The organism is Erwinia persicina, assembly GCF_019844095.1.
Lineage (GTDB): Bacteria > Pseudomonadota > Gammaproteobacteria > Enterobacterales > Enterobacteriaceae > Erwinia > Erwinia persicina.
Genome location: NZ_CP082141.1, coordinates 695,438 through 709,669, shown reverse-complemented (window position 1 = coordinate 709,669; position 14,232 = coordinate 695,438). Strand labels below are relative to the sequence as shown.

The window sequence follows — 14,232 nt, the reverse complement described above, 5'->3', positions numbered from 1 at the left end:
AAATTCATTTTGAGGGCGAGGTCACCCTTTTTTCGTGCTGACCGGGTGGGTAAAAAAAAGAGCCCGTCAAGACGGGCTAGTGGGAGAGAGAGGGCGGGGTCAGTCTGCGTTATGGTCTGCCACCCTCTCCTGCGGGTAATGGATGGCTATATAGCGCTGGAAGCGACTCTCTTTCAGCCGGGTGAGATCCACCAGCACCAGCCCGTCGATACAGTGATTGAAGTCGGGGTCACTGCCGAAGTCAATGAACTGGACCCCGCCGGCCTCACAGAGTTCGGAATACTGTTTATACAGCGGGGGGATACCGGTGCCCAGGTTGCTTAACAGGCGCTTGAGGCGTTTGAGATCCTCACTGTAATTATCGCCGCTAAACTGCGCCAGAACGTCCGGCAGCGAGGCCGGATAAGGGCGGCGGGAGGTCGCCAGCGGCAGCGTCGGGGCAAAGTAGAGCCGGTAGAAGGCCACCAGCAGGTCGCGCGCCGCCAGCGGCAGGCCGCCGGAGATCGAAACCGGACCAAACAGATAGCGGTACTGGGGGTATTTTGCCAGATAAGCCCCGATGCCCATCCACAGGTAATCCAGGCCACGCTTGCCCCAGTAGGCAGGCTGAATAAAGCTGCGGCCCAGCTCAATGCCCTGCATCAGCACCGGGTTCATCTGGTGATCGTAATGGAACAGACTGTGGCTGTAGATGCCCTCGAAGCCTTTGCGTTCAAACTGTTCGGCGGTCGGGATAAAGCGATAGGCCCCGACGATATCCAGTGCCTCTTCATCCCATAAAATCAGGTGATAGTAATCGTCGTCGTAATCATCCAGATCGCGTCGCGTGCCGCTGCCCTCACCCACCGCCCGGAAGGCGATTTCGCGCAGTCGGCCCAGTTCCCGCAGTATCGGCACATAATCCTCTCCCTGACGGCGGTACAGGTAGATCATTTTGCCATCCGGTAACTGACCGAGCACTTCACAGCCCGCCAGCGCCCGTTTCAGCACGGCGCGATCTTCAGCACGCGCGATGGCTGCCTCAGTCTGGAACAGCGCTGATTTGCCCTGCCCGATGCGGTACAGATGGCGGCGAAAACGTGCGGCCAGTTCCTTCGCCGGGGTACGGCCGTCGTGCCAGCTGGCATAGGGGATGCGTTTGCCGATTTTGAGCTTCAGCCGCGCGCCGCGGTTGCCAAACATTTCCCGTACCAGCAGCAGCATCGACAGAGGCTGGTAAATTTTCGAGGTGAGATAGAACAGCGCGCTGTTGCGTCCGCTGATATGAATGGGGACAACCGGTGCCCGGAAGCGGGCGGCCAGGCGCAGGAAGCCGTGACTCCATTTGCCATCCCTGATGCCTTTGCTGCCGAAGCGGGAAACCTCCCCCGCCGGGAAGAAGATCAGCACCCCCTGGTTTTCCAACTGCTCCTGCATCTGCCCCACCTGATGGCGGCTGGTGCGGTTACCCATGTTGTCCACCAGCACCATCAGGCTGCTCAGGGACTCAAGGCAGTGCAGCAGGCGGTTGGTCACAATTTTGACGTCGCGCCGCACCTGTGACACCGCGTGCAGCAGCGCCAGGCCATCCAGGGTTCCCAGCGGATGGTTAGCAACGATCACCACCGGGCCCCTGCTGGGGATCTGTTCAAGGTCGCGTTCACTGAGTTCGCAGCTGACATCCATGTATTCCAGCACCTGCTCCACCATATCCAGCCCTTTCAGGTGGCGGTTGCGCTGATTGAACTGCTGGAACTCTTTTTCATGAAGCAGGCGGCGCAGCACGCTTTTCTGCCAGGAGGGGGTGTCATGACCGGGACTCAGGTCGTCCAGTACGCGCTCGATAGTAAACACAGGTTAGCCTCCGGGTGTTTTAACGGCACACTAACCAGCCCGGATGACGATAGCGTGTCAGGAAAATGACAGGAGAAAGATGCGCTGATTTGGCGGGAAGCGGGCTGACCACAAAATGCGGTCAACCCTGAAAGGACAGGGGTGGGCGGCAGGTTACTCGTCGAGCTCCAGCGGCGGCAGCTGTGAAAAAACGCTTAACAGACCGCTGCTCCAGAGCTGGCGGATCTGGGAGAAGTAGGGGTGTTTTTCCGTAATGTGGTACTGCTGCATACTGCTGTAGCTGTCGGCCGGATAGACCATCACGTCCAGCGGCAGGCCGACCGAAATGTTACTGGCCAGCGTGGAGTCCATGGAGATCAGGGCGCACTGCATCGCCTGGTCGAGCGGCGTGTCATAGCGCAGTACGCGGTCAATAATCGGTTTACCGTACTTGCTTTCCCCTATCTGAAAATAGGGCGTATCGGTGCTGGCCTCAATAAAATTGCCCTGCGGGTAGATCTGAAACAGCCTGGGTTCTTCCCCCCTGATCTGCCCGCCCAGCATCAGCGTGCCGCCAAACTCTTCGCCGTCGCGTTTGATCACTGACCGCAGCGTCTCGCCCACCAGCAGCGCCACATCGTACATATTGGTGGCATTCATCAGGCTGGGCTGCTTTCCGTCCTCGCAGCCGCGCCGCAGCAGGCTTAACGCGCTCTGGGTGGTCGCCAGATTACCGGCGCTTTGCAGCACCAGGGTGCGTTCGCCGTCCTGCTGAAAAACATGAAGCTTACGAAACGAGGAAATATGATCCACGCCCGCATTGGTTCGGGAATCGGAAACGAAAATCATCCCTGACGATAAGCGCATAGCTACACAATAGGTCATAGTGAGTCCGGTAAAAGATTACTGCTGCGAAAACACCAGTTGTACCGCAGCCACTGCCTGCATATTTTCGCTGCCGCCGCCCAGGCGCATACCACGCACCGGGCAGGCATCCAGATAGTCCACGCCCACCGCCAGCTTCAGATGCTGACGGGTGCTGCGGGTATTATTGGTGATATCGAAACTGTGCCAGCTGCCGTCCACCCAGGCTTCCACCCAGGCATGCGTCGCCACATGTTCCACGTGATCAGTATACAGATAGCCGCTCACATAACGAGCGGGGATATGCAGGCTGCGACAGCAGGCGAGAAAGACGTGGCTGTGATCCTGACATACCCCGCTACCCGCCGCGAAAACTTTTGCCGCAGGATCGGTGACCAGCGTGCTGCCCGGCTGATAGGGCATCTTCAACAGCAGCTCCCCCATCAGGCGCTCCAGACTGACCAGCGGGGCCTCTTCACGGTAATAGCGGCGGGCGAAGTGAACGATCTCCGCATCGGGCTGGGTCAGCGGGCTGTGGCGCAGGAACACCAGCGGCGACAGCGTACAGTCAGGGTCCGGTGCGCTGTCCCCCTCATCCAGAATGTCGACCACGCCGCGTGCTTCAATCTCAATTTCCTGATGCGGGCGGTCGAGGGTCAGGACGTGCAGCACGTTGCCCCAGGTATCGGTGGTGCAGATCGCCTCTTCCGGCAGCAGCAGGTCCCAGGAAATAATCTGCTGATGCACCGAATTTTGCGGTGTCAGCCGCAGGTACTGCGTGCTCTGCCGCACCATGCTCTGATAGCTGAAACAGGTTTTGTGCGCAATGGTCAGCTTCATTATTTCGCCTCCAGATAGGTGTGATGAATGCTCTCGGCAATCCTGCCCAGCTCGCTGAGAAAAGCCTGCAGCCAGACGTGCAGCCCCTCGCTCATCAGGGAATCCCAGCTGCTGTAACGCAGCTGGGCATGGAGAACGGTCAGCAGATAGCGCGGGCGATCTTCTCCGCTGTTGCCGATCAGGTTGAGCTGATTGGCGATCTCATCCAGGCAGGATCGCAGCGATCGCGGGCTCTCCTCGCGCAGGATCAGCATTTCGTTTACGCCGTCGGCGGCCAGCTGCTGCTTGTAGATGGTGTGGTACGCCTCCCGCGCTGACACCGAGCGCAGCAGCGTATCCAGCCGGTAGTATTCACGTACTGTGTCGTCATCTTCATCACTGAGATACTGATACACATCCAGCAGACGCGCCGTGCAGTCGGCACGCTCCAGCAGCGTGCCGAGGCGGATAAAGCTCATTGCATCGCCGCGCATCAGGGTGCCAAACATCGCGCCGCGAAACAGGTGTGAACGCTCTTTAACCCAGTCGAAAAATGCATCCGCCCCGCCGCTGCTGACGCCGTTATGCCGCAGTTTGCGCAGCTCGATCCAGCTGGAATTAATGCTCTCCCACACTTCAGACGACAGGCTGCCACGCACGGCATGTGCATTGTTCCAGGCCGACTGCCAGCAGTTATAAATACTGGCGGGATTGCGCTCATCAAGGGCAAAAAAGTGGAACAGCTGCGACATGGTCAGCTGCTCGCTGACCGACCAGTAAAGCTCATCGGTACTGGTCAGGTTAAGCGGTACGCGCAGTTCATTATTATGACTGCCGCGCACCGGCATCAGTGACAGACGGTTGGTCACGTCAAGCACCCGGGCAATATTTTCCGCACGCTCTAAATAGCGCGCCATCCAGTACAGGCCACTGGCCGTGCGACTCAGCATGCGTCATCCTCCAGAACCCAGGTATCCTTGGTACCGCCGCCCTGCGACGAGTTCACCACCAGCGATCCCTCCGTCAGCGCCACGCGCGTCAGCCCGCCGGGCACCAGCCGGATCTCCGCGCCGCTCAGAGCAAAGGGCCGCAGATCGATATGTCGCGGAGCCAGGCCCTGTTCCACAAATGTCGGACAGGTGGAAAGCGCCAGCGTATTCTGCGCAATGTAGTTTTGCGGCCGGGCAATCAGCAGTGCACGGAAATCCGCCAGCTGCTGCCTGCTGGCTACCGGGCCAATCAGCATGCCGTAGCCCCCCGCACCGTGAACCTCTTTCACCACCAGTTTTTCAAGGTTAGCCAGCACCCAGGAGAGCTCATCCGGGCGGCGGCACTGCCAGGTGGGCACGTTGTTAAGGATCGGATCCTCATTAAGATAGAAGCGCACCATATCGGGAACGTAAGGGTAAATTGACTTGTCATCAGCCACACCGGTGCCGATGGCGTTGGCCAGAACCACATTGCCCGCCCGATAGACGGACAGCAGCCCCGGTACGCCCAGCATCGAATCCGGCCGGAAGGCTAACGGATCGAGAAAAGCATCATCCACCCGTCGGTAGATCACGTCGATCTTGCAGGGGCCGGCAGTAGTGCGCATCAGCACCGCCCCGTCTTTGACAAACAGATCGGCGCTTTCCACCAGCTCAACGCCCATCTGCTGGGCGAGGAAGCTGTGTTCAAAGTAAGCGCTGTTAAAGCGGCCGGGGGTTAATACCACCACCACCGGATCGTTAACGGGCGAGCTTTCGCGCAGGGTCTGTAACAGCAGCGACGGGTAGCGCTCGACGGGCGCGATGCGGCGGTCGGCGAACAGCTCCGGATACAGGCGCATCATCATTTTGCGGTTTTCCAGCATATAGGAGACGCCGGACGGGGTGCGCAGGTTGTCTTCCAGTACGTAATATTCGCCGTCGCTGTTGCGGACCATATCCACGCCAATAATATGCGCGTAAAGATCGCGATGCAGGTTCAGCCCCTGCATACAGGGCTGATACTGGTCGTTGACCAGCACCTGTTCCGCCGGGATGATCCCCGCCTTCAGGATGCGCTGATCGTGATAGATGTCGTGCAGAAAGGCGTTGAGCGCCTGCACGCGCTGGCGGATACCTTTGTCGAGCATCGCCCACTCCCCGGCGGGGATAATGCGCGGAACACTGTCGAAGGGGATCAGTCTTTCCTCCCCGCCGTCCTCACCGTACACGTTGAAGGTGATCCCCAGACGATGAAACAGCAGCGCCGCTTCTTCGCGCTTGCGCGCAATCGCCTGCTGATCGGCCTGCTGAAGCCACTGCCAGTATTCCCGATAATGTCCACGATAGCGCCCGTCCTTCAGCAACATCTCATCATAAAAGTGCGACGCGACCTGATAGCTTTGATTCATGATTTCCCTACCGCTGTCTGTGAACCTGCATTAATGCTGCACAAAGTGTGCCAGAGTCGTGCGGATCGACCCGCCCCGCACAGGGCAAGGAATGGACATTAGCCTGGTGAAAAACCGGGTCAGGGAAAGCGAAGCGCGAAAGGGGAACGCACCATGACAGTGCATTCCGGTAGGGCGATGAGAACCTGCTCCGTGAGGGGGGCTGAGGCCACCGGGTCGGTCACGGGCATCCCAGAAAAACCAGAGCGTACATCGGGTACGTCAGGGTTTCAGGCTCTGCCCGGTTCCTGAAGGGCCGTAAGTTAGCCTGATGGCACAGCTTTACTGTACCAGCGGGTGCCAGACCTCCGTCAGTGCGCCTTCCCCGCCGGTCACAGGGTCGGTCTCGGGCATCGCGACGCGTTTTATTTCAAGGATAGACTGTTCCATCAATGCCTGCTCATCGCGCAGGGTTTTCGGCGTCACGCCCGGAGGGTAAGCCCCCACGGCCATGAAGTCGTCGCTGGCGGCGATTTGCTGATGGCCCACGCCTGCCGGGATCAGTACCACATCCCCGGCGTAAACGGTCACCATACGCCCGCTTTCACCGCCAAACAGGATCTCTGCCCAGCCGCAGGTGATCCCCAGCAGCTCATGGGTATTCGGGTGGTAATGGGTGTAGGGATATATCGGAGCGTGCCAGCTCACCGGCCAGCCATGGCGGCCAAATTCGGCGCTGAACCACTGGGCCATATCAACGGGCGTGCTGTCTTCTACCCCTTCGTCGTCCTCTTCCGGGACCACTTGCGGATAGATAATTAACGGCAGCGGGTTATTGGGAATACCCTGAGAAGGTTGCGCCAGTATCAGATGACGCGGGTTTGAGGAGGCACCTGCAGCAAAGGTCCCGGCAGCAAACGACATCATTAACATTACACTGCGAGAAGAAGTCAACATATCAGGCTCCTGGGTCAATTTCCTTGTTGGGAGTTTGTTAAATTAATTGTGGCATTATTCCACCAGCTTGCAATGTTTTCCTCGCGTAGCAGATCACATAACTTATTAATTTAAATAAACTTAAGCCAAATTACCGCCCTTTGCCTGCCTCCGCACGTCCGGCCCGCCCAGCTCACCTCGTTACCTGGCTTTAACCGCAGTTAAGCACGATAATAATGGTGGATAACCGATGAGAGTGAGATAAAAAATAACGATAACCACTCCGCTTAAAGTATCTGATAAGCTAAAATAAGAATATTCTCAAAACCAAACGACTTTGGGCTTTCTGCACACCTTAATAGTCCTAAAAAACAAGCAGATACATTCACTGGCTTTCTGATATACGACACTTATGACTGCAGATTATATTATTCACCACTGGTTCATCGATTTTTCATCTGGAACGTTGATCCACCAGGGCACAGGTGAACAGCGCCGGCTCGGTGAATATCAGCTTAAACTGCTGCAAGTGCTGGCGGAACATGCCGGTAACATTTTATCCCGGGAAGAACTGAATACGCTGGTATGGGAAAGACGGGTTATTGGCAATAACAGTCTGCCGAATGCGATTCATGCTCTGCGAGTTGCGCTGGAAGATGATGGTAAACAGCAGCGTATTATCAAAACCATTCCAAAAAAGGGCTATATTCTCGAGGCTGAGTATTGCCAGCGTTTATCCCCCGAGGTTGCCCCCCCTGAAGACCTGGATAATTTAAAGGCCGCTGACGATGCCCGGCACGCGGGGTCCGTTACGGAAAACAGGCAGGACGTTTTACCGGTAGAATATTCCGCGGACGGAACGTCTGTCCCTCCGGTGTCGGTGACAGAGACAGAGACAAAAACGCCTGCCCGCCGCCACTTTTGGCTCTGGCTTATTATTGCGCAGGCACTGGTGCTGCTGCTGGTGCTGATGTGGGCCGGACGAACCCTGTTCCCGCTGCCGAGCAGCACACTGGTGGAGAAAAACTCCGTGCCGTACAGCCATATTCAGCTGATGGAGTTACGCCGGGGCCGGGACAGCGCGTCGGCTTCCTATGATCTTAATAAGCTGCTGGGGCCGGTGCTGTTTACCCTTAATCAAAATCTGAAGAATAATCAGGTGTATATGGAGATTTTTTATTACACCTCCGGCACCACGCTGAACTACACCATGACGTTATCTAATCAGTGCGATCGTAAACAGCTGGCGATGAACATTATCAACTGGCGTACGGATGGTGCTCAACTGAGTGCACTGATCTACCGGGAAGGCGAGAGAAAAATTAATGAAATGGCCAACTGCGTCAATTAGCTTACTGGTGGTGACCCTGCTGGTTCCCGTGGCGGTGGCGGTGGTGAAATATCTGCCAACCGATAGCGGGCTGTTTACGCAGGACTTCATTAAGGCCAATCTGCAGCTGGGTTACTATGACCTGCTGGCGCGCCAGCGTGAAATTTACGATACGCAATATGAAGGTAAAGGGAATACGGTGTTGCTGACGCTGACCAGCCCTAACGATAATCGTTTTATGGCTAAAGTGAGTCTGGAAAAGCAGAAACAGGATACCGAAGGGGTGATGTTTACTTTTCATAAAATTTATTATGCTGATGATGGTCAGATGCGGATGATCAAAAATATCCTCGGGTATGCCGAAAATAATAGCGTGCATTTTGATACCCTGCGCCTGGGCAAAGAACGTCTGATGATCACGCCCTCTGGCCAGATGCTGCGTTACCGCTAAGGCAGCAGTGATGATGTGACCTGGCGATCGATAAACCGGGTGCGCCAGGTACTTAGCGTTTTCGGTAAATGCTGTTTATCTTTTTCAGTGGTCACATAGCGAACTTTTACACTGTTATCTTTATCAGGACTCACCCGTAGCGCCCAGATTTGACCTTCGGGCGTGTACATAATCATGGCCGACCGTCGGTTAGCCATGCCTTTTACCCAGAGGGTGAGCACCGTTGCCCCTTGTTGATCCAAATCCTGGCTGTAGACAAAACTGGTCGCCGTCGCGACGTATCCGGCATAGTCACTCCCCACCAGCTGGCGGAAGCGATCGTCCAGAGCCTTATTCGGCAGTATTCCCAGCGTCAGGAGCGTGGCCGCCGGGCGCGGATCGTTATCCGCTTTCACATATACGCCATCAATCGACATTTTACCCGGCAGCAGCATATCGCAGCGCCCATGCGAGTCACTGCTGACTTCAATACGGTTATCGGGGCGCGGGGTGAGCACGATTGCACAGCCGCCGCCCCAGAGGATCGAATGGGTGAAGCCAACGCCCCCGGTCAGCGTCACTTTGCCACTGAAGGACGACTGGTAATAGCCGCCCCAGACTGAAGCATCCAGGTTAAATTCATTGCCTGCAAACTGGCTGATGCGGATTTTGCCTCCGTTGCCATGAGGCGCGCTCATATTCCACCAGACCCCCTGCCAGTCCATCTCGCGATCGGCCCCGTACAGCTGGCTGAGTCCTCCCAGATAGGTTCGGCGCAGGCAGCTGTTACTGACGCAGGCGTTACGTTCGCGCATCATCGCCTGCGCGATCCGGGTAAAATGCGGCGGGTCGCTGATTAACAGCTCATGGAAGGCGTTGTTGAAGACCTGATCCAGCCACACCAGTTCAGGATTATCACAAAGGGTATTTTCCACCACGGTGGCGGCACGCCCACAGTCGGTTGCGCTGGCGTTAAAGGAACAGAGCAGCAGCGTGAAGCCGATAAGCGCAGGGGCTTTCATTAACATCATCCCGGGTCATTTCATCCATTATGAGCAGGCCCTCAGGGTGAGCCTGAATTTTACACGTCGCCGCCGCCGATGACGACGGGCCCATCCCTGTGAGCAACTGTTATAGCGGAATAACCGAAAACTGTGCCTGCTATTATAGGTTCAAACATGGTTTACTTTCACCCTGCCCGCACTCTTTTGCAGAGGTAAATAAATGGAAGAAGTTAAAAAAATATTGCTGCGCGAGATCGACACCCTGAATCGCGAGGAGCAGCGCGACAACAAACCGCGCTTTAGTTTTCAGTTTCTGAAGACCCATCCGGGACTCTGGGCATCCATGTACGGCTGCTATATTTTGACCGTGGCGCTGATCTTCACTACCGATTTTCTCGGCTGGCCGGCCTTCTGGGGCGCCACGATTTTTGTGCTGCTGATGAGCGGTCTGATGCTGATGGACGTTAACCCGAAATATCGCTTCGAGGACATTGATACCCTCGACCTGCGCGTCTGCTACAACGGCGAATGGTATTATGTCCGCACGCTGTCTGAGCAGGCGGTGGGCGATATTCTCAGTAATGACAAGGTGCCGGAAAAAGTGAAGCAGGGGATTACCAAACTGCTTTCCCTGAAGGGCGAGGTCGATTTTTATGACGTGTTCCATCTGACCTGGGGCCAGAAAAGCGCGGCTACCGTGTAAACCGGCCGGGCGGACCGAAGAAAACGTCCGCCCCTACGGCGATATCAACAACTCGGTGATTAAGCTGCCGAGCGTGGCGACCGCAGCTTCCTGAGACTCATCCCACCAGGCGGTGTTAAAACGGAAATAGTTAGCGTACTGCTCGCTGGAGGAGAACATCTTCCCCGGCGCAATACTGATATTCTTTTCCAGCGCACGGTAATAGAGCTCGGTAGTGTTCACCTGCTTCGGCAGCTCCACCCACAGAAAGTACCCTCCCCGCGAATCATTAATCTGCGCCCCCGGTGGCAGATAGCGTTTCAGCACCTGACGTGCCAGATTTTTACGCTGCTCCAGCACCTGACGCAAACGCCGCAGATGGCGGTCATAGCTGCGTGTTCCGAGATAGGTTGCCAGTGCCTGCTGCATGGGAGCGCTGGTCGACAGGGTACTCATCAGCTGTAAGCGCTGAATGCGCTGGGCATGTTTGCCCGCCGCCACCCAGCCGACACGAAACCCCGCCACCAGGTTTTTAGAAAATGACGAGCAGTGCAGTACGTTGTCGTGGCGATCAAAAGCCTTAGCCGGCAGCGGTTTTTCATGGCCGAAATAGAGTTCGCTGTAGACGTCATCCTCAATCAGCGCCACGTCGTGCCGGGCGAGCAGCGCCACCAGTTGTGCCTTTTTCTCTTTACTCAGCGTACAGCCGACCGGGTTCTGCTGGTTGGTCATCATCCACAACGCCTTAATGGGCCAGCGTGACAGCGAATGACTCAGTTCGTCGAGATCGATACCCGTTTGCGGATCGCTGGCAATCGCCACGCTTTTCAGCTTGAGGCGCTCAATGGCCTGAAGAGCGCCGTAGAATGAGGGATTTTCAATCGCCACCCAGTCACCCGGTTCGGTCAGCGCCTGCAGACTGAGGTTAAGTGCCTCCATCGCCCCGTTAGTGATAACAATTTCATCAGGTGATACCTGAATACCCTGCAGGGCATAACGCTGTGCCAGCGTTTTGCGCAGCGCTTCATTCCCCGGCGGCAGATTATGCAGGGCATCCACGGCTTTCATACTGTGGGAAACGGTGGTCAGGGCACGCATCAGCTGGCGCTGGGGGAACAGTTCCGGGTCCGGAAAGGCGGAGCCAAACGGAACAATCTGCGAGTCGCGGCTGGCCTGCAGCACGTCGAAGATAAAGGCGTTGATATCGACCGACTCGGCCAGCTGCACTTTCTGGTGAGTCGGGGGCTGACTGAGGAATTCGGCACGCGGGGCAACATAGTAGCCTGACTGAGGGCGCGACTGGATCCATCCCTGGCTTTCCAGTACCTGATAGGCGTGCATTACCGTCATCAGGCTCATGCCACTCAGCTCAACCTGCTGGCGCAGCGAGGGGAGTTTTTCCCCCGGCTGCCAGATATCCGTTTCTATTTGCTGCTGGATCTGCGCCACCAGCTGTTCATATTTTGCCACGACTGTTACAGGCCATTTTTACCAAAGTGTGAACTATTATAGGTGTTCAGCCCCTGGCCGTAAATCACACCGCGTCAGGGAGCGGCAGAATGGCTGCGAGCTTTGGGACAGCCACCATCAGCGCTTCCTTCTCTTCAGCATCTACATACTGTTTGAGATCAAGAACTTGATCGGGTGGAACAGGTCGGCCCAGCAGGTAGCCCTGCAACGTGTTACAGCCCAATCCGGTAAGAAATGCCTGCTGCTCCGCGGTTTCCACGCCCTCTGCCACGACTTTAAGATTGAGGGTCTGCGCCAGGGCCACAATTGCCGTCACAATCGTCGCATCTTCGGTCTGCGCCTGAAGCTCGTTCACAAATGCACGATCGATTTTCAGTTCACTGGCCGGCAAACGTTTCAGGTACAACAGGCTGGAATAACCCGTGCCAAAATCATCAATAGAGGCCTTTACCCCCAGTTCGGTTAACTGCGTCAGAATGCGGATGCTCTCGTCCGGGTCGCGCATGGCGGTGGTTTCAGTGACCTCCAGCGTCAGCAGTTCAGGCGGGATCTGGTGCGTTTCCAGCGCGCTGATAACCGTGTCCACCAGCCCCGTCTGCTCAAACTGCAGGGCTGACAGATTGACCGCTACCGACCACTCGCTGTGGCCCTGAAGATGCCAGCTGCGCAGCTGTCGACAGGCTTCACCAATCACCCAGTTGCCCACACTGACTATCAGCCCGGTTTTTTCTGCCAGCGGCAGAAAGAGATCCGGCGTCAACAGACCGCGCTGCGGATGCTGCCAGCGCAGCAGCGCCTCGAAGCCGATAATCGGCCCACTGGGCGCACAGAATTTAGGCTGATAGTAGAGCCTTAGCTCATTATTTTCCTGCGCCAGCCACAGATCGTTGATCAGCTGTAGCTGATTCTGTGCAATGGTGTTCATCGACGGCTGGAAGAAGCTGTAGCCATTACGGCCATTGTTTTTCGTGTGGTACATGGCGGCATCAGCGTTAAACATCAGCTCACGCTCGTCGTGGCCGTCACCCGGGAAGACGGCAATACCGATACTTAATGACACCACCAGCTCATAGCGGGAGATAGCAAATGGCCGCTCGACCGCTTTCACCAGCGTATCGGCAACCGCCGCGGCATCATTGGGATCCTCGATTTCAATCAGCAGCACAAACTCATCACCGCCCAGTCGTGCCAGGGTATGGTGCCCTTCGACTTTTTCCCTCATGCGCTCAGTGACGGCAATCAGCAGACTGTCGCCAATATGGTGACCAAATGCATCATTGATGGCCTTAAAACCATCCAGATCCATAAACATCAGGGCAAATTTCGAGTCCTCGCGCGTGGCCTTAATGATTGCCTGATCCAGGCGGTCTTCCAGCAGAATGCGGTTTGGCAGGCGGGTCAGATTGTCATGCAATGCCAGCTGTGCCAGCTCGCGGTTGGCTTCCGCCAGCGATGAGGCCAGCACGGAAGTACGCGCCTGCAGGCGTGCATCCAGCATAGAAACCAGCAGCGTAATCCCGAGGATCGCCAGCGTCACCACCACGACGAGGATCGCCAGCCAGTTGCTGTTAACGCCAAGGTGGGTGGCATGACTGTCCATCGGAAAGCTGGCAGCGGCCATGCCGGTGTAATGCATACCGGCAATAGCCACACCCATAATCAGTGCTGCCCCACTGCGCATCAATGCCAGCCGGCCAATCCCCTGCCGCAGGCGGAAGGCCAGCCACAGCGCCACGCCGGAGGCGACCAGCGCAATCACCACTGACAGCCAGATCCAGCGCCAGTCCCAGATGATCCCGGGTTTGATTGCCAGCGCGGCCATACCGGTATAGTGCATTGCCACCACGCCGCTGCCCATAATAGCCGCCCCGCCACACAGCCGGTACCACGGCAGCTCGCCGTAACAGACGATCCACAGGGCAAAAATAGAGGCGGCGACCGCAATCACCATCGACACGCCCGTCAGGCTGGCGTTATAGCTCATTACCATCGGCAGGCTCATCGCCAGCATGCCGATAAAGTGCATCGACCAGATGCCCACGCCCATCGCGAAGCCCCCGCCGACAAGCCAGACTCTGGCCACTTTTCCCGTGGATGTCGCCACCCGCCCCGCCATATCCAGCGCGGTGTAGGAGGCAAGAAACGCGACGATAAAAGAGACGATAACCAGCAGTTGATCGTACGAACTCATGAGCATAGGACAGTCTCGAATGCAGAAGCCATGTTGACTTAGTGTGTGGTGGCCCGGTGTCATTAAAAAAATTAATCGGGCTGAAGCCTGTTTTATCGGCTAAAAATCAGCCAGCTTTAGCCGCGTAACGGGAAAGAGGAGGACGCTGAAACGTTTTTTTTCAGGGATGGGATATAGCCCTATAATTTATAAAGTTTATTAAACTTACTCGTCTTCTGATGTGAACATAGCACTGGCCTGATAAATAGCCTAGATCCACCAGTAAATATTATTGAAAATTTCACACCCCCGTCACAGCAGGGCTGAAAGCGCACTTATCCCTGATCGTGTTAACA

Annotated in this window: 12 protein-coding genes; 3 read left to right on the top strand and 9 right to left on the bottom strand. The window is 56.4% G+C overall.

The features are described from left to right. Positions 1–99 precede the first annotated feature (99 nt). The 6 genes from olsF to K6L24_RS03240 all read right to left on the bottom strand — a co-directional run bounded on the left by olsF (position 100) and on the right by K6L24_RS03240 (position 6,811). The gene (gene olsF / locus K6L24_RS03265) at positions 100–1,833 is read right to left on the bottom strand and encodes a bifunctional ornithine lipid synthase OlsF (RefSeq protein ID WP_062745905.1); all 1,734 of its coding nucleotides are present in this window, start codon (positions 1,831–1,833) and stop codon (positions 100–102) included. Positions 1,834–1,986: 153 nt separating this feature from the next. Next, positions 1,987–2,697, bottom strand: a complete 711-nt coding sequence (locus K6L24_RS03260) for a proteasome-type protease (RefSeq protein WP_062745903.1) — start codon at positions 2,695–2,697, stop codon at positions 1,987–1,989. A gap of 18 nt (positions 2,698–2,715) precedes the next feature. Then, the gene (locus tag K6L24_RS03255) at positions 2,716–3,516 is read right to left on the bottom strand and encodes a transglutaminase family protein (protein WP_118665535.1); all 801 of its coding nucleotides are present in this window, start codon (positions 3,514–3,516) and stop codon (positions 2,716–2,718) included. Then, on the bottom strand, positions 3,516–4,445 hold the full coding sequence (locus K6L24_RS03250) for an alpha-E domain-containing protein (protein WP_062745898.1): 930 nt from the start codon (positions 4,443–4,445) through the stop codon (positions 3,516–3,518). Before K6L24_RS03250 ends, K6L24_RS03255 begins: the two co-directional genes overlap by 1 nt. After that, complete coding sequence (locus tag K6L24_RS03245; RefSeq protein WP_062745895.1) at positions 4,439–5,875, bottom strand: circularly permuted type 2 ATP-grasp protein; 1,437 nt, start codon at positions 5,873–5,875, stop codon at positions 4,439–4,441. The genes K6L24_RS03250 and K6L24_RS03245 overlap by 7 nt, the downstream gene beginning before the upstream one ends. 321 nt (positions 5,876–6,196) lie before the next feature. Then, positions 6,197–6,811, bottom strand: coding sequence for a cupin domain-containing protein (locus K6L24_RS03240; protein WP_062745893.1), 615 nt, complete (start codon positions 6,809–6,811; stop codon positions 6,197–6,199). Between the two features lie 391 nt (positions 6,812–7,202). On the opposite strand from K6L24_RS03240, the gene K6L24_RS03235 reads away from it, so the two are divergent. Next, complete coding sequence (locus K6L24_RS03235; protein WP_222681944.1) at positions 7,203–8,141, top strand: transcriptional regulator; 939 nt, start codon at positions 7,203–7,205, stop codon at positions 8,139–8,141. Then, positions 8,116–8,571 (top strand): hypothetical protein, encoded by a 456-nt coding sequence (locus tag K6L24_RS03230; protein ID WP_062745889.1) that lies wholly within the window; start codon positions 8,116–8,118, stop codon positions 8,569–8,571. The genes K6L24_RS03235 and K6L24_RS03230 overlap by 26 nt, the downstream gene beginning before the upstream one ends. Here the strand turns inward: K6L24_RS03230 and K6L24_RS03225 are convergent. After that, positions 8,568–9,572 (bottom strand): lysozyme inhibitor LprI family protein, encoded by a 1,005-nt coding sequence (locus K6L24_RS03225; protein ID WP_244634662.1) that lies wholly within the window; start codon positions 9,570–9,572, stop codon positions 8,568–8,570. The two genes, K6L24_RS03230 and K6L24_RS03225, sit on opposite strands and share 4 nt — an antisense overlap. A gap of 202 nt (positions 9,573–9,774) precedes the next feature. Between K6L24_RS03225 and K6L24_RS03220 the strand changes: the two genes are divergently transcribed. Beyond that, positions 9,775–10,257, top strand: a complete 483-nt coding sequence (locus K6L24_RS03220) for a YlaC family protein (protein ID WP_062745886.1) — start codon at positions 9,775–9,777, stop codon at positions 10,255–10,257. A 33-nt stretch (positions 10,258–10,290) separates the two neighbouring features. On the opposite strand, the gene K6L24_RS03215 is transcribed toward K6L24_RS03220, so the two are convergent. After that, positions 10,291–11,706, bottom strand: coding sequence for an aminotransferase-like domain-containing protein (locus K6L24_RS03215; RefSeq protein ID WP_062745884.1), 1,416 nt, complete (start codon positions 11,704–11,706; stop codon positions 10,291–10,293). A gap of 64 nt (positions 11,707–11,770) precedes the next feature. Then, entirely contained in the window at positions 11,771–13,903 is a 2,133-nt protein-coding gene (locus K6L24_RS03210; RefSeq protein WP_062745882.1) for a putative bifunctional diguanylate cyclase/phosphodiesterase, read from the bottom strand. Between the last annotated feature and the right edge of the window lie 329 nt (positions 13,904–14,232).

Bases quoted from the DNA above. Each gene is read 5' to 3' on its own strand.
- K6L24_RS03260 (WP_062745903.1), bottom strand. From the start codon at position 2,697: ATGACCTATTGTGTAGCTATGCGCTTATCGTCAGGGATGATTTTCGTT.
- K6L24_RS03255 (WP_118665535.1), bottom strand. From the start codon at position 3,516: ATGAAGCTGACCATTGCGCACAAAACCTGTTTCAGCTATCAGAGCATG.
- K6L24_RS03250 (WP_062745898.1), bottom strand. From the start codon at position 4,445: ATGCTGAGTCGCACGGCCAGTGGCCTGTACTGGATGGCGCGCTATTTA.
- K6L24_RS03245 (WP_062745895.1), bottom strand. From the start codon at position 5,875: ATGAATCAAAGCTATCAGGTCGCGTCGCACTTTTATGATGAGATGTTG.
- K6L24_RS03240 (WP_062745893.1), bottom strand. From the start codon at position 6,811: ATGTTGACTTCTTCTCGCAGTGTAATGTTAATGATGTCGTTTGCTGCC.
- K6L24_RS03235 (WP_222681944.1), top strand. From the start codon at position 7,203: ATGACTGCAGATTATATTATTCACCACTGGTTCATCGATTTTTCATCT.
- K6L24_RS03230 (WP_062745889.1), top strand. From the start codon at position 8,116: ATGAAATGGCCAACTGCGTCAATTAGCTTACTGGTGGTGACCCTGCTG.
- K6L24_RS03225 (WP_244634662.1), bottom strand. From the start codon at position 9,572: ATGAAAGCCCCTGCGCTTATCGGCTTCACGCTGCTGCTCTGTTCCTTT.
- K6L24_RS03220 (WP_062745886.1), top strand. From the start codon at position 9,775: ATGGAAGAAGTTAAAAAAATATTGCTGCGCGAGATCGACACCCTGAAT.
- K6L24_RS03210 (WP_062745882.1), bottom strand. From the start codon at position 13,903: ATGCTCATGAGTTCGTACGATCAACTGCTGGTTATCGTCTCTTTTATC.